Source organism: Xenophilus arseniciresistens (assembly GCF_028023875.1).
Taxonomy (GTDB): domain Bacteria; phylum Pseudomonadota; class Gammaproteobacteria; order Burkholderiales; family Burkholderiaceae_C; genus Xenophilus; species Xenophilus arseniciresistens.
Genome location: NZ_JAQIPB010000001.1, coordinates 890,946 through 912,942, shown reverse-complemented (window position 1 = coordinate 912,942; position 21,997 = coordinate 890,946). Strand labels below are relative to the sequence as shown.

General features: G+C 68.5%; 19 protein-coding genes and 1 tRNA gene. 19 read left to right on the top strand and 1 reads right to left on the bottom strand.

Going from position 1 to position 21,997, the window contains the following annotated elements; all coding sequences use genetic code 11:
- Positions 1-12: 12 nt before the first annotated feature.
- Positions 13-933, bottom strand: coding sequence for a YicC/YloC family endoribonuclease (locus PGB34_RS04080; protein ID WP_271426781.1), 921 nt, complete (start codon positions 931-933; stop codon positions 13-15).
- 140 nt (positions 934-1,073) lie between these two features.
- Between PGB34_RS04080 and PGB34_RS04075 the strand changes: the two genes are divergently transcribed.
- From PGB34_RS04075 to PGB34_RS03985, 19 genes are all read left to right on the top strand, one after another.
- Complete coding sequence (locus tag PGB34_RS04075; protein ID WP_271426780.1) at positions 1,074-2,081, top strand: serine/threonine protein kinase; 1,008 nt, start codon at positions 1,074-1,076, stop codon at positions 2,079-2,081.
- Positions 2,082-2,122: 41 nt separating this feature from the next.
- On the top strand, positions 2,123-3,022 hold the full coding sequence (locus PGB34_RS04070) for a PP2C family protein-serine/threonine phosphatase (protein ID WP_271426779.1): 900 nt from the start codon (positions 2,123-2,125) through the stop codon (positions 3,020-3,022).
- Positions 3,023-3,112: 90 nt separating this feature from the next.
- Entirely contained in the window at positions 3,113-3,844 is a 732-nt protein-coding gene (gene rph, locus PGB34_RS04065) for a ribonuclease PH (protein ID WP_271426778.1), read from the top strand.
- Between the two features lie 10 nt (positions 3,845-3,854).
- The gene (rdgB, locus tag PGB34_RS04060; RefSeq protein WP_271426777.1) at positions 3,855-4,457 is read left to right on the top strand and encodes an RdgB/HAM1 family non-canonical purine NTP pyrophosphatase; all 603 of its coding nucleotides are present in this window, start codon (positions 3,855-3,857) and stop codon (positions 4,455-4,457) included.
- 20 nt (positions 4,458-4,477) lie between these two features.
- Entirely contained in the window at positions 4,478-5,716 is a 1,239-nt protein-coding gene (gene hemW, locus PGB34_RS04055; RefSeq protein WP_271426902.1) for a radical SAM family heme chaperone HemW, read from the top strand.
- 84 nt (positions 5,717-5,800) lie between these two features.
- Positions 5,801-5,888: transfer RNA gene (locus PGB34_RS04050), tRNA-Ser, on the top strand.
- Between the two features lie 59 nt (positions 5,889-5,947).
- Complete coding sequence (locus PGB34_RS04045; RefSeq protein ID WP_271426776.1) at positions 5,948-6,532, top strand: shikimate kinase; 585 nt, start codon at positions 5,948-5,950, stop codon at positions 6,530-6,532.
- Between the two features lie 58 nt (positions 6,533-6,590).
- On the top strand, positions 6,591-7,697 hold the full coding sequence (gene aroB / locus PGB34_RS04040) for a 3-dehydroquinate synthase (RefSeq protein WP_271426775.1): 1,107 nt from the start codon (positions 6,591-6,593) through the stop codon (positions 7,695-7,697).
- A 16-nt stretch (positions 7,698-7,713) separates the two neighbouring features.
- Positions 7,714-8,844 (top strand): deoxyguanosinetriphosphate triphosphohydrolase, encoded by a 1,131-nt coding sequence (locus PGB34_RS04035; RefSeq protein ID WP_271426774.1) that lies wholly within the window; start codon positions 7,714-7,716, stop codon positions 8,842-8,844.
- Complete coding sequence (locus PGB34_RS04030) at positions 8,832-10,043, top strand: MFS transporter (protein ID WP_271426773.1); 1,212 nt, start codon at positions 8,832-8,834, stop codon at positions 10,041-10,043. Before PGB34_RS04035 ends, PGB34_RS04030 begins: the two co-directional genes overlap by 13 nt.
- Positions 10,040-10,636, top strand: a complete 597-nt coding sequence (locus PGB34_RS04025) for a DUF1415 domain-containing protein (protein WP_271426772.1) — start codon at positions 10,040-10,042, stop codon at positions 10,634-10,636. The genes PGB34_RS04030 and PGB34_RS04025 overlap by 4 nt, the downstream gene beginning before the upstream one ends.
- A complete protein-coding gene (locus PGB34_RS04020) occupies positions 10,633-11,514 on the top strand; it encodes a class I SAM-dependent methyltransferase (RefSeq protein ID WP_271426771.1) in 882 nt (293 codons plus the stop codon). Before PGB34_RS04025 ends, PGB34_RS04020 begins: the two co-directional genes overlap by 4 nt.
- A gap of 27 nt (positions 11,515-11,541) precedes the next feature.
- Positions 11,542-12,249 carry a transposase gene (locus PGB34_RS04015; RefSeq protein ID WP_271426770.1) on the top strand — a complete coding sequence of 236 codons (708 nt, stop codon included), beginning with the start codon at positions 11,542-11,544 and terminating at the stop codon, positions 12,247-12,249.
- Positions 12,250-12,427: 178 nt separating this feature from the next.
- The gene (locus PGB34_RS04010; RefSeq protein WP_271426769.1) at positions 12,428-17,164 is read left to right on the top strand and encodes a glutamate synthase-related protein; all 4,737 of its coding nucleotides are present in this window, start codon (positions 12,428-12,430) and stop codon (positions 17,162-17,164) included.
- Between the two features lie 35 nt (positions 17,165-17,199).
- Positions 17,200-18,678 (top strand): glutamate synthase subunit beta, encoded by a 1,479-nt coding sequence (locus tag PGB34_RS04005; protein WP_271426768.1) that lies wholly within the window; start codon positions 17,200-17,202, stop codon positions 18,676-18,678.
- A gap of 286 nt (positions 18,679-18,964) precedes the next feature.
- Positions 18,965-19,795 carry an ABC transporter ATP-binding protein gene (locus PGB34_RS04000; protein ID WP_271426767.1) on the top strand — a complete coding sequence of 277 codons (831 nt, stop codon included), beginning with the start codon at positions 18,965-18,967 and terminating at the stop codon, positions 19,793-19,795.
- Positions 19,792-20,574 carry a lipid asymmetry maintenance ABC transporter permease subunit MlaE gene (gene mlaE, locus PGB34_RS03995; RefSeq protein ID WP_271426766.1) on the top strand — a complete coding sequence of 261 codons (783 nt, stop codon included), beginning with the start codon at positions 19,792-19,794 and terminating at the stop codon, positions 20,572-20,574. Before PGB34_RS04000 ends, mlaE begins: the two co-directional genes overlap by 4 nt.
- Positions 20,575-20,589: 15 nt before the next feature.
- Positions 20,590-21,096: an outer membrane lipid asymmetry maintenance protein MlaD gene (gene mlaD, locus PGB34_RS03990; protein WP_271426765.1), complete on the top strand. Its 507-nt coding sequence runs from the start codon at positions 20,590-20,592 to the stop codon at positions 21,094-21,096.
- Complete coding sequence (locus tag PGB34_RS03985; RefSeq protein WP_271426764.1) at positions 21,077-21,910, top strand: MlaA family lipoprotein; 834 nt, start codon at positions 21,077-21,079, stop codon at positions 21,908-21,910. Before mlaD ends, PGB34_RS03985 begins: the two co-directional genes overlap by 20 nt.
- Positions 21,911-21,997 lie beyond the last annotated feature (87 nt).

The window sequence follows — 21,997 nt, the reverse complement described above, 5'->3', positions numbered from 1 at the left end:
CGGCCCTCTTTCTTATTCGATGTTCTGCACCTGCTCGCGCATCTGCTCGATCAGCACCTTCATGTCCACGCCGATGCGCGTGAGTTCCAGTGCCGCAGACTTAGAGCCCAGGGTGTTGGCCTCGCGGTGCAGCTCCTGGATCAGGAAGTCCAGGCGCTTGCCGATCTCGCCGCCCTGCGCGAGCAGGCGTTCGATCTCGTCGAGGTGGGCGCTCAGGCGCGTCAGCTCTTCTGCCACGTCGATGCGGATGGCGAAGGCCGTGGCTTCCGCCAGTGCGCGGTCCTGGGCGGTGTCGGCGCTGGCCTGATTCGCCACCAGGCCCATGGCTTCGTTCCAGCGCTCCAGGAAGCGTGTGCGCTGCTGCTCCACCAGCCGCGGAATGATGGGCGCGGCCTGCTGGGCGAGGGCGCGCAGGCCTTGCAGGCGTTCCTGCAATGTCAGGACCAGCCGCTCGCCTTCGCGAGCGCGGGCATCGAGCAGGCTTTCCAGCACGCGGATGGCAAGCGCGGGCGCATCGAAGTCGGCGGCCGAGGCGGGGCGCGAGCCTTCCTGGGCAGCCAGCCGCAACACGTCCGCCACGCTCAGCTCGGCGGCCTGCGGCAGCCAGGCCTTGATCGCGTCCTGGGCGGCATTGAGCCGCTGCAGCAGTCGGGGCGAGGGCTCGCCCATGCCGCTCGCGCTGCCGTTGTCGATGGCCGCCCGCAGCTCGACCTTGCCGCGCTTGAGGTGCCGGGTCAGCAGCTCGCGCAGCGCGGGCTCGTGCTGGCGCAGCTCTTCGGGCAGCTTGAAAGTCAGGTCCAGGAAGCGGCTGTTGACGGCCCGGATTTCCAGGCCCAGACGGGCGCCGGACGCCTCGCGCGCATCGCCTTCGCCGGGGCCGGCCGCGGGGGCGCTCTGGCCGCTTGCGTAGCCGGTCATGCTGTAGACTGCCATGAAGCCTCGCTGTCCTTACTCGGGTTTCGTTTGCCCCTGTGCCCCAAGGCACATTGCGCTTGTGGCGCGTGCAAGGGATCGATCCGGCCAGCGCTCGCGTGCCGTTGCTGCTCCCCCGCCTTCGGGCGAAACTCCCGATTATGTCAAAGGTCAAACCGTCGCCTCTGCCCCCCGACACGGTGATAGGCGGATACCGCGTCGTGCGCCGCCTGTCGGCTGGCGGCTTCGGCGTGGTCTACCTGGCGGTCGACAAGAGTGGGCAGCAGGTCGCCATCAAGGAATACCTGCCTTCGTCGCTGGCCACCCGCGCCCCCGGCGAACTGGCGCCGCAGGTGCCGCCCGAGAAGCTGTCGCTGTACCGGCTGGGCCTCAAGAGCTTCTTCGAGGAAGGCCGGTCGCTGGCGCAGATCTCGCACGCCTCGGTCGTGAGCGTGCTGAATTTCTTCCGCGAGAACGAAACCGTCTACATGGTGATGAACTACCTGGACGGCGCCACGCTGCAGGACTTCATCGTCACCGCGCGCGAGCTCAAGAAGTCCAAGGTGTTCCGCGAGTCCACGATCCGCTCGCTGTTCGACGAGATCCTCCGGGGCCTGCGCGTGGTGCATCAGCACAAGATGCTGCACCTGGACATCAAGCCGGCCAACATCTTCGTCACCGATGACGACCGGGCCGTGATGATCGACTTCGGCGCCGCGCGCGAGGTGCTGTCCAAGGAAGGCAACTTCATCCGCCCCATGTACACGCCCGGCTTTGCCGCGCCCGAGATGTACCGGCGCGATTCGTCGATGGGCCCCTGGACCGACATCTACGCCATCGGCGCCTGCATGTACGCCTGCATGCACGGCTACCCGCCCAACGACGCGCCGCAGCGCATCGAAAAAGACCGCCTGTCGCTGTCGCAGTCCCGGCTTCGGGGCATCTACTCCGACGACCTGATCGAGGTGGTGGAGTGGTGCATGGCGCTGGACCCGCTGTCCAGGCCGCAGTCGGTGTTCGCGCTGCAAAAGGAACTCAGCCGCGAGGGCGAGCGCCGCTACACGCGCCTGTCGGTCAGCGAGAAGATGCGCCTGTCGCTGGACAACATGCGCGCGGCCGACAAGAAGCCGCTGCCCAAGGTGGCGGCGCCCACGACCCGGCCGAACTGAGAGATGCTTTCCATTCCTCGCATCCATCAAGGGGCGTTTCAATGAAGTTCTCCGTCTTCCAGGTCAGCCGCAAGGGCGGCAGGCCCAAGAACGAGGACCGCATGGGCTACTGCTACACGCGCGAATCGGGCCTGTTCGTGCTGGCCGACGGCATGGGAGGGCACCCGGAGGGCGAGGTGGCGGCCCAGCTGGCGCTGCAGACCATCGCTGCGCTGTACCAGCGCGATGCGCGGCCGGGGCTCAAGGACGTGAAGTCCTTCCTCGCGGCGGCCGTGATGAGCGCGCACCAGCAGATCATGCGCTATGCCAGCGCCAAGGCCATGCTCGACACGCCGCGCACGACCGTGGTGGCCGCGGTGCTGCAGGACGGCCTGGCCACCTGGATCCACTGCGGCGATTCGCGCCTGTATGTGGTGCGCGAGGGCAGGCTGCTCACGCGCACGCGCGACCATTCGCATGCCGAGCGACCACGCCCGCACGGCAGCACCGAGCCGGTCAACCGCAACCTGCTGTTGACCTGCCTGGGCTCGCCGTGCACTCCGATGTTCGAAATTTCCGAGCCGCTGGTGCTGCAGCAGGGCGACCGGCTGATGCTCTGCTCGGACGGCATCTGGGGTGTGCTTGACGACGAACTGATCGCGCGCACGCTGGCCAGCCGCGCCGTTTCTGATGCGGCGCCCGAGCTGGTCGAGATGGCGCTGCGCCGGGCCGGGCGCACCGGCGACAATGCGACGCTGGTGGCCGTCGAGTGGGAAACCCCCGACGGCGCGGGCGGCCGGGGCATCTCGACGGACCACATCAGCGACGACGTCTTCGCCTCCACCATCCAGGCAGGCATGCCCTCGGATGGCGAGATCGACGACCTGGACGACGACGCCATCGAGCGCTCCATCGCCGAGATCAACGAAGCCATCCGCCGCTCGGCAGCGCGCCGCGGCTGAGCGGCCGCCCTGCATCGCTTCCTGTCCTCCGCCCGGCTCGGTGACCGCTGGCGGCCTTCACTTCTTCCTGTCTTGCACTCTGGATCGATCATGAGCTCTTTCACCCGTAGCGCCGGCCGTGCCGCCGATCAGTTGCGCGCCATCCGCATCACCCGCGGCTTCACCATCCACGCCGAAGGCTCGGTGCTCATCGAGTTCGGCCAGACGCGCGTGCTCTGCACCGCCTCGGTCGAAGAAAAAGTGCCGCCGCACAAGAAAGGCAGCGGCGAAGGCTGGGTGACCGCCGAATACGGCATGCTGCCGCGCGCCACCCACACCCGTGGCAGCCGCGAGGCGGCCAAGGGCAAGCAGAGCGGGCGCACCCAGGAGATCCAGCGCCTGATCGGCCGTTCGATGCGCGCGGTATTCGATCTGCGAGCGCTGGGCGAGCGCACCATCCACCTCGATTGCGACGTGCTGCAGGCAGACGGCGGCACGCGCACCGCGGCCATCACGGGCGCCTTCGTGGCGGCGCAGGACGCCGTCAACAAGCTGATGGCGCAGGGCCTGCTGGGCGCATCGCCCATCAAGGACCATGTGGCTGCCGTGTCGGTGGGCATCGTCGAAGGCCTGCCGCTGCTGGACCTGGAGTACACCGAGGACTCGGCCTGCGACACCGACATGAACGTGGTCATGACCGGCGCCGGCCATTTCGTGGAAGTGCAGGGTACGGCCGAGGGCGCGGCCTTCACGCGCGAAGAGATGAACCAGTTGCTGGCCCTGGCCGAGAAGGGCATCGGCGAACTGGTGGTGGCGCAGCGCGAGGCGCTGGCGCAGGCCTGAGGACATGTCCATGAAGCTGGTCCTGGCCTCCAACAACGCAGGCAAGCTGGCCGAGCTGCAGCAGCTTTTTGCGCCGCTGGGTGTGGCGCTGGTGCGCCAGTCCGAGCTGGGTGTGGGCGAGGCCGAAGAGCCGTTTCGCACCTTCGTCGAGAACGCGCTGGCCAAGGCGCGCCACGCCAGCGCCGCCACCGGCCTGCCGGCCATCGCCGATGACGCGGGCCTGTGTGTGGATGCCTTCGGTGGCCTGCCCGGCGTGGACACGGCCTACTACGCCACGCAGTTCGGCTATGCCAAGGGCGATGGCAACAACGTGCGCGCGCTGCTCGAGCAGATGCAGGGCCAGACGCAGCGCCGCGCGGCGCTGGTCAGCACGCTGGTGGCGCTGCGCAGCGCGCAAGACCCCGAGCCCCTGATTGCCGTGGGCCGTGCCGTCGGGCAGATCACCAGCGAGCCCATCGGCGAGAACGGTTTCGGCTTCGACCCCGTGATGTTCCTGCCCGAGCTGGGCCGCACCTTCGCGCAGCTGAGTGCGCAGGACAAGAACGCCCGCAGCCACCGGGGCCAGGCCGCGCGCGCCATGCTGGCGCTGATGCGCGAGCGGTGGCTGTCGTGAGCAGCGCGCCCGCGCCAGCCATGCCGCTGCGCCCGGCCGCGCCCGAAGGCGCGCCACATGCGCAGGACGTGATGCACTGGATGCGGCCGGGCACGCTGCACTTCCAGTCGCTGCCGCCGCTGTCGCTGTACATCCACCTGCCCTGGTGTCTGCGCAAGTGCCCCTATTGCGACTTCAACTCGCATGAGGCGCGCCTGGGCGCCGACGGCCTGCCCGAGGCCGAATACATCGACGCGCTGATCGCTGATCTGGATGCCTCGCTGCCCCTGGTGTGGGGCCGGCCCGTGCACAGCATCTTCATCGGCGGCGGCACGCCCAGCCTGTTCTCGCCGGCCTCCATCGACCGGCTGCTGGGCGATGTGCGCGCGCGCCTGAAGCTGGAGCCCGGCTGCGAAGTGACGCTGGAAGCCAACCCCGGCACCTTCGAGCGTGACCGCTTCCGCGCCTACCGCGCGGCCGGGGTCACGCGCCTGTCCATCGGTGTGCAGAGCTTCAACGATGCGCATCTGCAGGCGCTGGGCCGTGTGCACGACCGGGCCCAGGCGATTGCGGCGGTGGAAGAGGCCGCCCAGGCCTTCGAGACCTTCAACCTCGACCTCATGTACGCGCTGCCGGGGCAAGACATTGCCGGCCTGGACGCCGACCTGGACCAGGCGCTGGCGCTCGCGCCACCGCATCTGTCGGTCTACCACCTCACCATCGAGCCCAACACCTTCTTCGCCAAGCACCCGCCCGCGCTGCCCGAGGACGACATCGCCTACGCCATGCTCGACCGCATCACCGAGCGCACCGCCGACGCGGGGCTGCAGCGCTACGAGGTGTCGGCCTATGCGCGGGCCGGGCACCGCTGCGCCCACAACCTCAACTACTGGCAGTTCGGCGATTACCTGGGCCTGGGTGCCGGCGCGCACGGCAAGCTGAGCTTCGCGCACCGCGTGCTGCGCCAGGTGCGCTTTCGCGAACCGCGCCTGTACATGGAGGCCGCGCGCGCGGGCAACGCCGTGGCGCAGGCGCAGGAGGTGGGCCGGGCCGACCTGCCCTTCGAATACATGCTCAACGCCCTGCGCCTGCGCGAGGGCTTTGCGCTGGCGCAGTTCAGCGAACGCACCGGCCTGGCCGTCAGCGCCATCCAGCGGCCGCTGCAGGAGGCCGAGCGCAAGGGCCTGATCGAGCGCGACCTGCACCGCGTGTGGCCGACGGCGCGCGGGCTGGATTTTCTGAGCGACCTGCAGGGCCTGTTTCTGCCTGATGGCGACTGAAAGCCGTGAATGGCGCCCCAGGGCCTGCTAGCGCTATTTCGCGACCCCTGAAGTAGTGCTAGCAGGCCCTAGAATGCGCCGCCCGGAGACTTGGGTGAGTGGTTTAAACCAGCAGTCTTGAAAACTGCCGACGGGCAACCGTCCGTGAGTTCGAATCTCACAGTCTCCGCCAGTCATGGCCGCACCCGTGTTCGCACACGCACTGCGCCGAGCCAACCCGGTTTGCCCTCGATGCCTGATTCCCGTTCGTCCCCGGTCTCTGTTGCGCTGGTCGGCATGCCCGGCAGCGGCAAGTCGGCCCTGGGGCGGCGCCTGGCACAGCGGCTGGACTGGCCCTTCGTCGATCTGGACCAGGCGATCGAGGATCGCGTGGGCTGCTCCATCCGGGAGCTGTTCGAGCGCAAGGGCGAGCCCTTTTTCCGCGATCTGGAGCAGCGCGTGATTGCCGAGTTTTCTCAAGGCCCGGTGGCCTCGGTGATCGCCACCGGCGGCGGCGCCGTGCTGCGCACCGAGAACCGCGAGACGCTGCGTTCGGGCCCTTGCGTGATCTACCTCTGGTCCACGCCCGAGGCGCTGTACCGCCGGCTGCGGCACGACGTGAAGCGCCCGCTGCTGCAGGTGGCCGACCCGCTGGCGCGCCTGCGCGACCTGTACGAGCAGCGCGATCCGCTCTACCGCGAAGTCGCCGGCTCGGTGGTCGACACGGGGCGCGCCTCCGTCAACGCGCTCACGCGCACCCTGCACGGGCTGCTGGTGGAGCAGGGCATCGTGCCGCCAGACGGCGCAGGCGCCGCTGCGCAGCCGCCGCAGCTCTGAGCCCCGTTTCGCCCGGTGCCGCCCTCGTGCGCACAGGGCCGCCCACTACACTCGCGCCATGGCTTCGCCCTCTCTCGCCGCTTCTTCCTTGCGCATCGATCTTGCCGAGCGCAGCTACCCCATCCTGATCGGCAGCGGCCTGCTGTCGGACCCCGCCAGCTACGACGATCTGCCCGCCGCCAGCATGGCGCTGGTGGTCAGCAACACCGTGGTGGCGCCGCTGTATGCCAATGCCGTGGTGCAGGCGCTGCGCGGCCGCTTCAAGACCGTGCACGTGCTCGAACTGCCCGATGGCGAGGCGCACAAGGACTGGCCCACGCTCAACAGCATCTTCGATGCCCTGCTGAGCCATGGCGCAGACCGCAAGACGGTGCTGTTCGCGCTGGGCGGCGGCGTGGTGGGCGACATGACCGGCTTCGCCGCGGCCTGCTATATGCGCGGCGTGCCCTTCGTTCAGCTGCCGACCACGCTGCTGGCGCAGGTGGATTCGTCGGTGGGTGGCAAGACGGCCATCAACCACCCGCTGGGCAAGAACATGATCGGCGCCTTCTACCAGCCGCAGCGCGTGCTGTGCGACCTGGACACGCTGCGCACCCTGCCGCAGCGCGAGGTGGCCGCGGGCCTGGCCGAGGTGATCAAGTACGGGCCCATCGCCGACATGGCCTTCTTCGACTGGATCGAGGCCCACATCGACGCGCTGGTGGCGCGCGACGGCGCAGCCCTGGCCCATGCCGTGCGCCGCAGCTGCGAGATCAAGGCCGAAGTGGTGGGCCAGGACGAGCGCGAGTCGGGCCTGCGCGCCATTCTCAATTTCGGCCACACATTCGGCCATGCCATCGAGTCCGGCCTGGGCTACGGCCAGTGGCTGCACGGCGAGGCCGTGGGCTGCGGCATGGTCATGGCCATCCGGCTCTCGCAGCGCCTGGGCGGCGTGGATGCGGCCTTCGCCGAGCGGCTGATCGCGCTCATTGCGCGGGCCGGCCTGCCCACGCGCGGCCCCGGTCTGGGTGCCGAACGCTACCTGGAACTGATGCGCGTGGACAAGAAATCCGAAGGCGGCGAAATCCGCTTCGTGCTCATCGACAGGCCCGGCTCCGCCGTGATGCGCGCGGCCCCCGATGCGCTGGTGCGCGAGGTGCTGGCCGAGTGCTGCGATCCGGCCTGAGCGGCGCCGCCTGGCGATGAGCCGCGCCCCGTACGCCAGCGACCCGGCCGTCTCGCGCGGCCGGCGCCACCCTGAAGCGGCGGCGCCCACGCGCGATGCCTTCCAGCGCGACCGCGACCGCATCGTCCATTCCACGGCCTTCAGGCGCCTGGTCTACAAGACCCAGGTCTTCCTGAACCACGAGGGCGACCTGTTCCGCACGCGGCTCACGCATTCGCTGGAGGTGGCGCAGCTCGCGCGTTCCATAGCCCGCCCGCTGGGCCTGAACGAAGACCTGGTGGAAGCCATCGCCCTGGCCCATGACCTGGGCCACACGCCCTTCGGCCATGCGGGCCAGGATGCGCTGAACGACTGCATGAAAGACCACGGCGGCTTCGAGCACAACCTGCAGAGCCTGCGCGTGGTCGATGCGCTGGAGCGCCGCTATCCGGCCTTCGACGGGCTGAACCTGAGCTTCGAGACGCGCGAGGGCATCCTCAAGCATTGCTCGCGCGCCAATGCCCAGAAGCTGGAGTCGCAGGAGCCCGGCGGCGTGGGCCGCCGCTTCCTGGAGCGCACCCAGGCCAGCCTGGAGGCGCAGCTGACCAACCTGGCCGACGAGATCGCCTACAACGCGCACGACATCGACGACGGCGTGCGTTCGGGCCTGCTGCGCCTCGAGGCGCTGTCTGAAGTGCCGCTGTTCGAAGACTTCCGCCAGCAGACCCTGGCCGAGCATCCGCAACTGGACACGCGCCGCCTGTTGTACGAAACCATACGCCGCATGCTCAGCGCGCAGGTCTACGACGTGATCGACACCACGCGCGCGGCGCTGCAGGCTCACGGCATTGCCGATGCGCAGGGCGTGCGCCTGGCGCCGCCCCTGGTCGGCTTCAGCGAGGGCATGCGCGAGAAGTCGAGCGTACTCAAGCGCTTCCTGTTCGCGCAGCTGTACCGGCACCCGCAGGTCATGCAGACCACGGGCCGTGCCCAGGAGGCGGTGCGCGACCTGTTCGCGGCCTACGCGGCGCGCGAACTGGCGCTGCCCGCCCACTACGAAGCGTGCGAAGACCGCCATCGCGCCGTGGCCGACTACATCGCCGGCATGACCGACCGCTTCGCCATGCGCGAGCATGAGCGCCTCACGGGGGGCCGATGGCTGGCCTGAAGGCGGCGCCGGTGTGGGCGGTGGTGGCCGGCGGCGTGGCGGCGGCCCTGCATGTGGGCAAGCTGCCGCCCGCGCTGCCGGCGCTGGAACAGGGCCTTGGCCTGGGGCTGGTGGCCGCGGGCTTTCTGCTGTCGCTGGTGCAGGCCGCGGGCATGGCACTGGGGCTGCTGGCGGGGCTGGCGGCCGATGGCCTGGGCCTGCGCCGCTGCATGTTGATCGGCCTGGGGCTGCTCACGCTGGCGGGTGCGGCCGGCGCCGTGGCGGCGCCCGCGATCGACCCCGTGGCCTGGCTGCTGGGCTGCCGCGTGCTGGAGGGCGTGGGTTTCCTGCTGGCGGTCATGCCCGCGCCCGGCCTGATCCGCCGGCTTGCGCCACCCGGCATGGAAAAGCGTGCGCTGGGCCTCTGGGGCGCCTACATGCCCGGTGGTGTGGCCCTGGGCCTGTTGCTGGGGCCATGGCTGATCGGCGCCATGGGCTGGCAGCCCTGGTGGTGGGCCGTGGCCGCGCTATCGGCGCTGGCCGCGGCGCTCATCGTGCTCACGGTGCCAGCCGATCCAGCGCAGCCGGCAAAGGCAGCAGAGCCCGGTGCCTGGCGCGCACGGCTGGGCGCCACGCTAGGCGCTGCCGGCCCCTGGAGCGCGGCACTGGCCTTCGGCCTCTATTCGGCGCAATGGATGTCGGTGATCGGCTTTCTGCCCACCATCTACGTGCAGGCGGGGCTGGCTGCGGGTGCCACGGCCGCGCTCACCGCGCTGGCCGCGGCCCTGAACATGGTGGGCAACGTGATGGCTGGCCGGCTGCTGCAGGCCGGCTGGCCGCCGCTGCGCCTGCTGTGCCTGGGTTTTGGCTGCATGGTGCTGGGCAGCGCGGCCGCCTTCGCGCAGTGGCAGGGCAGCGGCCTGCCGCCCGCGCTGCGCTACCTGGCCGTGTGCCTGTTCTCGATGGGCGGCGGCGCGGTGCCGGCCACCTTGTTCATGCTGTCCGTGCGGGTGGCGCCGGGGCCGCAGACGGTGTCGACCACCGTCGGGCTGATGCAGCAGATCTCGTCGCTGGGCCAGTTCGCGGCGCCGCCCGTGGTGGGCTGGATCGCGCAGCGCGCGGGTGGCTGGCAATGGACCTGGGTGTTCACGCTCGCCTGCTCGGCCCTGGGCGTGCTGGCGGCGCTGCGCCTGCGCCGCGCCGCGGAGGGCGCCGCATGACGCCGCTGCAGACGCTGGAAGCGCAGGCCCTGGCCGACACCACGCGCTGGCTGGAACGCGCGGTGATCGGGCTGAACCTGTGCCCCTTTGCCAAGGCGGTGCATGTGAAGGGGCAGGTGCATTGCCGCGTCTGGCTGGACGATGATGCGGATGGCCTGATGCAGGCGCTGCTGGAAGAGGCCCAGACCCTGCGCGAGCTGCCGGCCGAGCAGCGCGACACCACTTTGCTGATCGCGCCGCTGGCGCTGGCGGACTTCCTGACTTTCAATGACTTCACTGCGCGCGCCGAGCGCCGCCTGCGCAAGGCGGGACACGAAGGCGAGCTGCAGTTGGCCAGCTTTCACCCGCAATTCCAGTTTGCGGGCACGGAGGCCGAAGACATGGGCAATGCAAGCAACCAATCTCCCTACCCGACGCTGCACCTGCTGCGCGAGGCCAGCATCGAGCGGGCCGTCGCGGCCGTGCCCGAAGCGGCCGACATCTATGAACGCAACATCCGCACGCTCGAGGCGCTGGGCGCCCAGGGCTGGCGCGCGCTGGACGTGGGCGCGCACATGACGACGACGGACCGCGACGCAAAGGCACGCCCATGAGCCGCCCGCACGACAAGAAGAAAAAGGGCGCGAGCCCGGCCGATGCCGCCACCGAAGCCCTGGCCGACGCGCTGCAGCCGGGCCAGTCGGTCGAGCTGCTCAAGGAGCTGCACATCCTCACGCGCGAGGGTCGCCTGAACCAGGATTCGCGGCGCAAGCTCAAGCAGGTGCAGCACCTCTACCAGTTCATCGAGAAGCTGCTGGCGGAGCTGCCCGAGCAGGGTGCCCATGCCACGGTGGCCGACCATGGCGCCGGCAAGTCCTACCTGGGCTTCATCCTCTACGACCTGTTCCTGCGCCACCGCAGCGATGCATGGGCCTACGGCATCGAGACCCGCGAGGAGCTGGTGCAGCGCTCGCAGGAATTGGCGCAGCGCCTGGGCTTCGAGCGCATGCGCTTCCTGCCGCTGTCGGTGGCCGAATCCACGCAGTCGGAGGCGCTGCCCGCACGCATCGACATGGTCACGGCGCTGCATGCCTGCGACACGGCCACCGACGACGCCATCGCCTTCGGCCTGGCCAAGAAGGCGCGCTTCATGGTGCTGGTGCCCTGCTGTCAGGCCGAAGTGGCGGCCAGCCTGCGCCAGCACAAGGCGCTGGCCCTGGCGCGCACGCCCCTGGCCGAGCTGTGGCGCCACCCGCTGCACACGCGCGAAGTGGGCAGCCAGCTCACCAACGTGCTGCGCTGCCTGTACCTGGAAGCGCAGGGCTACCAGGTCACCGTGACCGAGCTGGTGGGCTGGGAGCACAGCATGAAGAACGAACTCATCATTGCCCGCCACACCGGCCAGCGCAAAGCCAGCGCGGCGCAGCGCCTGCAGGCGCTGCTGGGCGAGTTCGGGCTCGAGTCGCTGGCCCAGAGCCGTTTTCCGCTGTAGCACCCGCACCCGCCGCGCGGATCGTCCATGGCCCGACTGCCCCGCCTTGCCATCGCTGGCCAGCCCCATCTGGCGCTGCAGCGGGGCAACAACGGGCAGCCGGTGTTCATCGACGCGGCGGACCGCGAAAAGCTGCTGACCCTGGCGACCGAGCTGGCGCCGCGCGCGGGCGTGCAACTGCATGCCTATGTGCTGCTGGATGATGAGTTCCAGTGGCTGCTGACGCCCACGCGCGATGATTCGCTGCCCCTGTGGATGCAGGGCGTGGGCCGCAGCTACGTGCGCTATTTCAATGACCGCCATGGCCGCCGCGGAACCTTGTGGGAGGGGCGTTACCGCGCCACCGCGCTGCAGCCCGAGCGCTGGCTGCTCAAGGCCATGGTGGCGCTCGACCTGGCGCCGGTGCAGGCCGGCCTGGTGGGCGAGGCCGCGGCCTGGCGCTGGGGCAGCCTGGGCCACTACCTGGGGCGGCGCCAGGAGCGCGGCCTGACGCCGCCGCTGGCCTACTGGGCCCTGGGCAACACGCCCTTCGCCCGCGAGGCGGCCTACGCCGATTTGGTGCGCGAGGGCCTCTCGACGAGCGAAGCCGCCCAGTTGCGTGACAGCGGCTGGCGCGGCTGGGTGCTGGGCGACGAGGCCTTTGTGGCACGGCTGCAGCAGCAAAGCCCCCGACGCCTGCACAAGGCGCGCGCAGGCCGGCCCCCCAGTTCGGGCCGGCAGACATCAGCGGATTGATCGCAACTGCCTGTCAGGGCTGAACTTTCGGACGATTTTTTGATCTGTCCCTAAATAATTCTCGACAAAAATAATCAGAAAATAATTGGAATCTGACCCCAATTAAATACTTTGGCATTGTTCCTGCAAAGCCCTATGCTCGGGCTCCCCCGTGAAAACCCCCAGAGGAACGTGCCCCATGACGACGGCAGCCGAAATCGAATATCTCCAGCAGCACGGCCTGTACTCCAAGGCGCAGGAGCACGATGCCTGTGGCGTCGGCTTCGTGGCCCATATCAAGGGTGAGAAGCGGCACGACATCGTGACCCAGGCCCTGAAGATCCTGGAGAACATCGACCATCGCGGCGCCGTGGGTGCCGACAAGCTGATGGGCGACGGCGCAGGCATCCTGATCCAGATCCCCGACGCGCTGTACCGCGAGGAAATGGCCAAGCAGGGCGTGAACCTGCCGCCCGCGGGCGAGTACGGCGTGGGCATGATCTTCCTGCCCAAGGAGCACGCCTCGCGCCTGGCCTGCGAGCAGGAGATGGAGCGTGCCATCAAGGCCGAAGGCCAGGTGCTGCTGGGCTGGCGCGACGTGCCGGTGAACAAGGACATGCCCATGTCCCCCACGGTGCGCAAGACCGAGCCCATCGCGCGCCAGGTCTTCATCGGCCGCGGCGCCGACGTGATCGTCCAGGACGCGCTGGAGCGCAAGCTCTATGTGATCCGCAAGACGGCCAGCGCCAACATCCAGGCGCTCAAGCTCAAGTACTCCAAGGAGTACTACGTGCCCAGCATGTCCAGCCGCACCGTGGTCTACAAGGGCCTACTGCTGGCCGACCAGGTGGGCACCTACTACCTGGACCTGACCGACAGGCGCTGCATCTCGGCCATCGGCCTGGTGCACCAGCGCTTCTCCACCAACACCTTCCCCGAGTGGCCGCTGGCCCACCCGTACCGCTACGTGGCCCACAACGGTGAAATCAACACCGTGCGCGGCAACTACAACTGGATGCGCGCGCGCGAAGGCGTGATGTCCTCGCCCGTGCTGGCGGCCGATCTGGCCAAGCTGTACCCCATCAGCTTCGCCGGCCAGTCCGATACGGCCACCTTCGACAACTGCCTCGAGCTGCTGACCATGGCCGGCTACCCGATCAGCCAGGCCGTGATGATGATGATCCCGGAGCCCTGGGAACAGCACGAGGCGATGGACCCGCGCCGCCGCGCCTTCTACGAATACCACGCCGCCATGCTGGAGCCCTGGGACGGCCCGGCCGCCGTGGTCTTCACCGACGGCAAGCAGATCGGCGCCACGCTGGACCGCAACGGCCTGCGCCCCGCGCGCTACTGCGTGACCGACGACGACATGGTGATCATGGGTTCGGAATCGGGCGTGCTGCCCATCCCCGAAGCCAAGATCGTGCGCAAGTGGCGCCTGCAGCCCGGCAAGATGTTCCTGATCGATCTGGAACAGGGCCGCATGATCGACGACGAGGAAGTCAAGGCCACGCTGGCCAACAGCAAGCCCTACAAGCAGTGGATCGAGAACCTGCGCATCAAGCTCGATGACGTGGAAGGCGCCGGGGAAGCCCCGGCCAGCGCCGTGCCGCTGCTGGACCGTCAGCAGGCCTTCGGTTACACGCAGGAAGACCTGAAGTTCCTGCTCAGCCCCATGGCGCAGGCTGGCGAGGAAGGCATCGGCTCCATGGGCAACGACAGCCCGCTGGCCGTGCTGTCGAGCAAGAACAAGCCGCTGTACAACTACTTCCGGCAGATGTTCGCGCAGGTGACCAACCCGCCCATCGACCCGATCCGCGAGGCGATCGTGATGTCGCTGGTGTCCTTCGTCGGCCCCAAGCCGAACCTGCTGGACATCAACCAGGTGAACCCGCCGATGCGGCTGGAAGTGAGCCAGCCCATCCTGGACTTCAACGACATGGCCAAGGTGCGCGACATCGAGACCGTGACGCAGGGCAAGTTCAAGAGCTACACGCTGGACATCACCTACCCGCTGGCCTGGGGCGAGGAAGGCATCGAAGCCAAGCTGGCTTCGCTGTGCGCAGAAGCCGTGGACGCCATCAAGGGCGGCCACAACATCCTGATCATCAGCGACCGCGCAGTGAGCGCGCAGCAGGTGGCCATCCCCGCGCTGCTGGCGCTGTCGGCGGTGCACCAGCACCTGATCCGCGAAGGCCTGCGCACCACCGCCGGCCTGGTGGTGGAAACGGGCTCGGCGCGCGAAGTGCATCACTTCGGCGTGCTCGCGGGCTACGGCGCCGAGGCCGTGCACCCCTGGCTGGCCATGGAAACGCTGGCCGCCATGCACGAGGACCTGCCGGGCGACCTCTCCGCCGAGAAGGCGATCTACAACTACGTCAAGGCCATCGGCAAGGGTCTGTCGAAGATCATGTCCAAGATGGGCGTGTCCACCTACATGAGCTACTGCGGCGCGCAGCTGTTCGAGGTGATCGGCCTGAACTCGGGCACGGTGGACAAGTACTTCCCGGGCACCGCCAGCCGCGTCGAGGGCATCGGCGTGTTCGAGATCGCGGCTGAAGCCATCCGCATGCACAAGGCTGCCTTCGGCGAAGACCCGGTGCTGGCCAACATGCTCGATGCCGGCGGCGAGTACGCCTGGCGCACGCGCGGCGAAGACCACATGTGGACGCCCGACGCCATCGCCAAGCTGCAGCACAGCACGCGCGCCAACAACTTCAACACCTACAAGGAATACGCGCAGATCATCAACGACCAGAGCCGTCGCCACCTCACGCTGCGCGGCCTGTTCGAGTTCAAGTTCGATCCCTCCAAGGCCATTGCCGTGGACGAGGTCGAACCCGCGGCCGAGATCGTCAAGCGCTTTGCCACCGGCGCCATGTCGCTGGGCTCCATCAGCACCGAGGCGCACGCCACGCTGGCCATCGCGATGAACCGCATCGGCGGCAAGAGCAACACCGGCGAAGGCGGTGAAGACCCGGCGCGCTACCGCAACGAGCTCAAGGGCATCCCGATCAAGGCCGGAGCCACGCTGCGCAGCGAGATCGGCGTGGAGAACGTCGAGGTCGACCTGCCCCTGCAGCCCGGCGACTCGCTGCGCTCGCGCATCAAGCAGGTGGCTTCGGGCCGCTTCGGCGTGACGGCCGAATACCTGGCTTCTTCGGACCAGGTGCAGATCAAGATGGCGCAGGGCGCCAAGCCCGGCGAAGGCGGCCAGCTGCCCGGCGGCAAGGTCACCGACTACATCGGCAAGCAGCGCTACTCGGTGCCCGGCGTGGGCCTGATCAGCCCGCCGCCGCACCACGACATCTACTCGATCGAGGACCTGGCGCAGCTGATCCACGATCTGAAGAACGTGGCCACGCAGGCCTCCATCAGCGTCAAGCTGGTGTCCGAAGTGGGCGTGGGCACCATCGCGGCCGGCGTGGCCAAGTGCAAGGCCGATCACATCGTGATCGCCGGCCATGATGGCGGCACGGGCGCTTCGCCCTGGTCGTCGATCAAGCACGCGGGCAGCCCCTGGGAAATCGGCCTGGCCGAAACCCAGCAGACCCTGGTGCTGAACCGCCTGCGCGGCCGTGTGCGCGTGCAGGCCGACGGCCAGATGAAGACCGGCCGCGACGTGGTCATCGGCGCGCTGCTGGGCGCCGACGAGTTCGGCTTCGCCACGGCGCCGCTGGTGGTCGAGGGCTGCATCATGATGCGCAAGTGCCACCTCAACACCTGCCCGGTGGGCGTGGCCACGCAGGACCCGGTGCTGCGCAAGAAGTTCTCTGGCAAGCCCGAGCATGTCGTCAACTACTTCTTCTTCGTCGCCGAGGAAGTGCGCCAGCTGATGGCGCAGCTGGGCGTGCGCAAGTTCGACGACCTGATCGGCCGCGCCGACCTGCTCGACACCCGCAAGAGCATCGAGCACTGGAAGGCGCGCGGCCTGGACTTCAGCCGCCTGTTCGCGCAGCCGAACGTGCCGGCCGACGTGCCGCGCCTGCATGTGGAGAACCAGGACCACGGCCTCGAGAAGAGCCTGGACATCAAGCTCATCGAGAAGTCGCGTCCGGCCATCGACAAGGGCGAGAAGGTGCAGTTCATGGAGACCGCGCGCAACGTCAACCGCTCCGTGGGTGCCATGCTCTCGGGCGAGCTGACCAAGGTGCATCCCGAAGGCCTGCCCGACGACTCCATCCGCATCCAGCTCGAAGGCACCGGCGGCCAATCGTTCGGCGCCTTCCTGGCGCGCGGCATCACGCTGTACCTGATCGGCGAGGCCAACGACTACACGGGCAAGGGCCTGTCGGGCGGCCGCGTGGTGGTGCGCCCCAGCCTGGACTTCCGCGGCGACGCGGCACGCAACATCATCGTGGGCAACACGGCGCTGTATGGCGCAACCACGGGCGAGGCTTTCCTGGCCGGCGTGGCCGGCGAACGCTTTGCGGTGCGCCTGTCGGGTGCCACCGCGGTGGTGGAAGGCACGGGCGACCACGGCTGCGAATACATGACCGGTGGCACCGTCGCCGTGCTGGGCAAGACGGGCCGCAACTTCGCGGCCGGCATGAGCGGCGGCGTCGCCTTCGTCTACGACGAGGACGGCCAGTTCGCTTCGCGCTGCAACCTGTCGATGGTCTCGCTCGAGAAAGTGCTGACCAGCGCCGAGCAGACCGCGAGCGTCCATCGCAAGCACTGGCATGGCGGCGAGACCGACGAAGCCCAGCTCAAGCGTTTGCTGGAGGCGCAGTACCGCTGGACGGGCAGCAAGCGCGCGCGCGACCTGCTGGATGACTGGGCCGTCGCCCGCACCCGCTTCGTGAAGGTCTTCCCCAACGAATACAAGCGCGCGCTGGCCGAGATCCATGACCGCAAGGTCGAGATCACCAGCAGCGGCAACAACGCCAAGGCCGGCCTGGAGCCGCACGCCGTCTCGAAGCCCGCCACGGTCTGAGACGCCCCACGCACAAGAAAGAGCAGGAACACACGATGGGAAAGATCACCGGCTTCATGGAGCACGAGCGCATCGAGGAGGGCTATCGCCCGGTCCCGGAGCGCCTGAAGCATTACAAGGAATTCGTCGTCGGCCTCGACAACGAACAGGCCAAGGTGCAGGGTGCGCGCTGCATGGACTGCGGCACGCCCTTTTGCAACAACGGCTGCCCGGTCAACAACATCATTCCGGACTTCAACGACCTGGTGTACCGCCAGGACTGGAAGAGCGCGATCGAGGTGCTGCACAGCACCAACAACTTCCCCGAGTTCACCGGCCGCATCTGCCCCGCGCCCTGCGAAGCGGCCTGCGTGCTGAACGTGAACGATGACGCCGTGGGCATCAAGAGCCTGGAGCACGCCATCATCGACCGTGCCTGGGACGAGGGCTGGGTGCAGGCCCGCCCTCCCAAGCACAAGACGGGCAAGAAGGTGGCGGTGGTGGGCGCGGGCCCCGCAGGCCTGGCCGCGGCCCAGCAACTGGCGCGCGCCGGCCATGACGTGACGGTCTTTGAGAAGAACGACCGCGTGGGCGGCCTGCTGCGCTACGGCATCCCCGACTTCAAGATGGAGAAGTCGCACATCGACCGCCGCGTGGAGCAGATGAAGGCCGAAGGCGTGGTCTTTCGCACCGGCGTGGTCGTCGGCGCAGCCAAGGACCCGCTGGGCAAGGGCTCCAAGGTCACGAACCTGGCCAAGGAAAACGTCACGCCCGAGCAGCTGGACAAGGAATTCGACGCCGTGCTGCTGACCGGCGGCGCCGAGCAGTCGCGCGACCTGCCCGTGCCGGGCCGCGACCTTGATGGCATCCACTTCGCGATGGAGTTCCTGCCCCAGCAGAACCGCGTGAACGCCGGCGACAAGGTCAAGGGCCAACTGCGTGCCGACGGCAAGCATGTGATCGTGATCGGCGGTGGCGACACCGGCTCCGACTGCGTGGGCACCAGCAACCGCCACGGCGCTGCCAGCGTCACGCAGTTCGAGCTGATGCCCCAGCCGCCCGAAGAAGAGAACCGCCCGCTGACCTGGCCCTACTGGCCGATCAAGCTGCGCACCAGCTCCAGCCACGAAGAGGGCTGCGAGCGCGAGTTCGCCATCTCCACCAAGGAACTGATCGGCGAAAAGGGCAAGGTGACGGGCCTGAAGACCGTGAACGTCGAGTTCAAGGACGGCAAGTTCGTGGAAGTGGCCGGCACCGAGAAGACCTACAAGGCCGACCTGGTGCTGTTGGCCATGGGCTTCGTGAGCCCCGTCGCGGCCGTGCTCGATGCCTTCGGCGTCGAGAAGGATGCACGCGGCAACGCCAAGGCCAGCGTGGACTTCACGGGCGGCTACGCCACCAACGTGCCCAAGGTCTTCGCCGCTGGCGACATCCGCCGCGGCCAGTCCCTGGTGGTCTGGGCGATCCGCGAGGGCCGGCAGGCGGCGCGTGCCGTGGATGAGTTCCTGATGGGCTTCAGCGACCTGCCCCGTTGAGATCCGCGGATCGCCCTTCGGGCGTTCATGGACGCGCAGCCTGCCGGCTGCGCTGCGCGAGGGCCGCCAGGCGGCGCGTGCCGTCGACGAGTTCCTGATGGGCTTCAGCGACCTGCCTCGCTGAGGGCGCGCGCCCCGATCTGGCCGAAATCTGGAAGCCCCCGTCCTGCCTACTCCAAAGGTGGGGCGCGGGTCAGGGGGCCATCCCTTATCATCGGGCCAACCGCCAAGCCGGGATGCTGTCAATCAGCCCCCCGGCTTTTTTGTTGACCGGGAGTACAACGGCTTGTCGTCTGCAGCCTTCATCGAGTTCCGTGACGTGCGCTTTGCGTACAACGAACGCGCCATCCTCGATGGCGTGTCCTTTGCCGCGCCGCGCGGCAAGGTCACGGCGCTGATGGGTGCCTCGGGCGGCGGCAAGACCACGGTGCTGCGGCTGATCGGCGGCCAGGTCCGGGCTCAGGCCGGCCAGGTGCTCTTCGACGGCCAGGACGTGGGCCAACTGGACAACGACGCGCTCTACGCCGCGCGCCGGCGCATGGGCATGCTGTTCCAGTTCGGTGCCCTGTTCACCGACATGAACGTGTTCGACAACGTGGCCTTTCCGCTGCGCGAACACACCCAACTGCCTGAAGTGCTGGTGCGCGACATCGTGCTGATGAAGCTCGACGCCGTGGGCCTGCGCGGCGCACGCGAGCTGATGCCTTCGCAAGTCTCGGGCGGCATGGCGCGCCGCGTGGCGCTGGCCAGGGCCATTGCGCTGGACCCGGAACTGGTCATGTACGACGAGCCCTTCGCGGGGCTGGATCCCATTTCGCTGGGCACCGCCGCGCGGCTGATCCGCCGGCTCAACGACGCGCTGGGCCTGACCAGCCTGATCGTCTCGCACGACCTGGACGAGACCTTCCGCATCGCCGACCACGTGGTGGTGCTGGCCAATGGCGGCGTGGCGGCGCAGGGCACGCCCGAGGAGGTGCGCGCCAGCACCGATCCGCTGGTGCACCAGTTCGTCAACGCGCAGGCCGAAGGGCCGGTGCGCTTTCATCACCCCGGGCCGGGCATCGAAGCCGACTTCGGCGTCGGCGGCGGCGGCGGAGCAGGGGAGTCGTCCCGATGAGCTGGTACAAGCCTGCAGACGTCGGCTTCGCGGTGCGCAGCAAGCTGGCGGACATCGGCCATGCGGGCCGCCTGTTCGTGCGCCTGCTGGCGCTGGGCGGCGTGGCGCTGAGGCGCTTCTCACTGGTGCGCGACCAGATCCATTTCCTGGGCAACTACTCACTGGCCATCATCGCGGTCTCCGGCCTGTTCGTGGGTTTCGTGCTGGGCCTGCAGATCTACTACACGCTGGCGCAGTTCGGCTCCACCGACACGCTGGGCCAGGTGGTCACGCTGGTGCTGGTGCGCGAGCTGGGCCCGGTGGTGGCGGCGCTGCTGTTCGCGGGCCGCGCCGGCACCTCGCTGACGGCCGAAGTGGGCCTGATGAAGGCCGGCGAGCAACTGGCCGCGATGGAAATCATGGCGGTGGACCCGGTGCGCCGCGTGCTCGCGCCGCGCTTCTGGGGCGGCGTGATCACCATGCCATTGCTGGCGGCGGTGTTCAGCGCCGTGGGCGTGATCGGCGCCTACATCGTGGGGGTGCTGATGCTGGGTGTGGACGCCGGCACCTTCTGGGGCCGCATGCAAAGCAGCGTGGACGTCTGGTCCGACGTGGGCAACGGCATCGTCAAGAGCGTGGTCTTCGGCATCGCCGTGAGCTTCATCGCGCTGCTGCAGGGCTACGAGTCCAATCCCACGCCCGAAGGCGTTTCGCGCGCCACCACCCGCACCGTGGTCATGGCCTCGCTGTCGGTGCTGGGCCTGGATTTCCTGCTGACGGCCATGATGTTCAGCAGCTAGTACAAGGGATCACACATGCAACGTTCGAACAAGGACATCTGGGTCGGCCTGTTCGTGCTCATCGGCGCGGCGGCACTGCTTTTTCTGGCGCTGCAGTCGGCCAACCTGCTGAGCCTGAGCTTCCAGAAGACCTACAACGTCACGGCGCGCTTCCAGAACATCGGCGGCCTCAAGCCGCAGACGGCGGTGCGCAGCGCCGGCGTGGTGGTGGGCCGTGTGGAATCGATCACCTTCAACGACAAGACCTTTCAGGCCGACGTCGTGCTCTCGCTGCAGAGCCGCTATTCTTTTCCCAAGGACAGTTCCCTCAAGATCCTCACCAGCGGGCTGCTGGGCGATCAGTACATCGGCGTGGAGCCGGGCGCTGACGACCGCAACCTTCAGGCCGGCGACGTCGTGACCGACACGCAGTCCGCAGTGGTGCTGGAGAATCTGATCAGCCAATTCCTGTTCAATTCGGCTGCGGATGGCGCCGGTGGATCGGGAAATGCCAAACCCACAAATGACGACCGCAAGCAGTAGCAGTTTCACGTTCCCCGGCGCCGCGCCGGCCGCCTGGCGCCTGGCGGGCACCAGCCTGGCCTTGGCCCTGGGCCTTCTGGCCAGCCATGCCGCTGTGGCCCAGCCCCTGACCGGCAATGCACAGCCCGCGCTCCCCGCTGCGTCTGCTGCAGCCGCCCCGGCCCCGGCTTCGAACGAGGACGACCCCTTCGAGCCCTTCAACCGGACCATGTACCGCTTCAATGACGGGCTGGACCGCGCCGTGCTCAAGCCCGTGGCCACCACCTACCGCGATGTGCTGCCCAGCTTCGTACGCACGGGTGTGAGCAACTTCTTCGGCAACATCGGCGACGTCTGGAACCTGGCCAACAACGTGATGCAGCTCAAGCTGCGGGGCAGCGCCGAGACCTTCATGCGGCTGAACGTCAACACGGTGTTCGGCCTGGGCGGCCTGCTGGACATCGCCAGCGAAGCCGGCATCAACCGCCATTCCGAGGATTTCGGCCAGACCCTGGGCTACTGGGGCGTGCCTTCCGGCCCGTTTGTGATGCTGCCGCTGTTCGGCCCCTCGACCTTGCGCGACACCGCGGCCCTGCCCGCGGACCGCTGGGGCAACCCGGTGGGCGCCATCAATGACATTCCAGTGCGCAACGCGCTGTCGGTGCTCGACGTGGTGGACACGCGGGCGCGCCTGCTGGGCGTGACGCAACTGCTGCAGGAAGCCGCGCTGGACCCCTACAGCTTCCTGCGCGATTCCCACCTGCAGCGCCGCGCCATCGAGGTGCGCGACGGCGCCGCGGGCACCGAAACCGAAGAGCGCTACGACCTCGACTGAGCGAGAGCGGGTTGTTGCACGCGCCTGAAAGCGCCGATGCCCGCATGCATCGTGTTGCATTCAGGCCCGGCGGTGCGGGAACCCGGT

Bases quoted from the DNA above. Each gene is read 5' to 3' on its own strand.
- PGB34_RS04080 (WP_271426781.1), bottom strand. From the start codon at position 933: ATGGCAGTCTACAGCATGACCGGCTACGCAAGCGGCCAGAGCGCCCCC.
- PGB34_RS04075 (WP_271426780.1), top strand. From the start codon at position 1,074: ATGTCAAAGGTCAAACCGTCGCCTCTGCCCCCCGACACGGTGATAGGC.
- aroB (WP_271426775.1), top strand. From the start codon at position 6,591: ATGGCTTCGCCCTCTCTCGCCGCTTCTTCCTTGCGCATCGATCTTGCC.
- PGB34_RS04020 (WP_271426771.1), top strand. From the start codon at position 10,633: ATGAGCCGCCCGCACGACAAGAAGAAAAAGGGCGCGAGCCCGGCCGAT.
- PGB34_RS04045 (WP_271426776.1), top strand. From the start codon at position 5,948: ATGCCTGATTCCCGTTCGTCCCCGGTCTCTGTTGCGCTGGTCGGCATG.
- PGB34_RS04015 (WP_271426770.1), top strand. From the start codon at position 11,542: ATGGCCCGACTGCCCCGCCTTGCCATCGCTGGCCAGCCCCATCTGGCG.
- rph (WP_271426778.1), top strand. From the start codon at position 3,113: ATGAGCTCTTTCACCCGTAGCGCCGGCCGTGCCGCCGATCAGTTGCGC.
- PGB34_RS04025 (WP_271426772.1), top strand. From the start codon at position 10,040: ATGACGCCGCTGCAGACGCTGGAAGCGCAGGCCCTGGCCGACACCACG.
- rdgB (WP_271426777.1), top strand. From the start codon at position 3,855: ATGAAGCTGGTCCTGGCCTCCAACAACGCAGGCAAGCTGGCCGAGCTG.
- mlaE (WP_271426766.1), top strand. From the start codon at position 19,792: ATGAGCTGGTACAAGCCTGCAGACGTCGGCTTCGCGGTGCGCAGCAAG.
- hemW (WP_271426902.1), top strand. From the start codon at position 4,478: ATGCCGCTGCGCCCGGCCGCGCCCGAAGGCGCGCCACATGCGCAGGAC.
- PGB34_RS04005 (WP_271426768.1), top strand. From the start codon at position 17,200: ATGGGAAAGATCACCGGCTTCATGGAGCACGAGCGCATCGAGGAGGGC.
- PGB34_RS04030 (WP_271426773.1), top strand. From the start codon at position 8,832: ATGGCTGGCCTGAAGGCGGCGCCGGTGTGGGCGGTGGTGGCCGGCGGC.
- mlaD (WP_271426765.1), top strand. From the start codon at position 20,590: ATGCAACGTTCGAACAAGGACATCTGGGTCGGCCTGTTCGTGCTCATC.
- PGB34_RS04035 (WP_271426774.1), top strand. From the start codon at position 7,714: ATGAGCCGCGCCCCGTACGCCAGCGACCCGGCCGTCTCGCGCGGCCGG.
- PGB34_RS04070 (WP_271426779.1), top strand. From the start codon at position 2,123: ATGAAGTTCTCCGTCTTCCAGGTCAGCCGCAAGGGCGGCAGGCCCAAG.
- PGB34_RS04010 (WP_271426769.1), top strand. From the start codon at position 12,428: ATGACGACGGCAGCCGAAATCGAATATCTCCAGCAGCACGGCCTGTAC.
- PGB34_RS03985 (WP_271426764.1), top strand. From the start codon at position 21,077: ATGACGACCGCAAGCAGTAGCAGTTTCACGTTCCCCGGCGCCGCGCCG.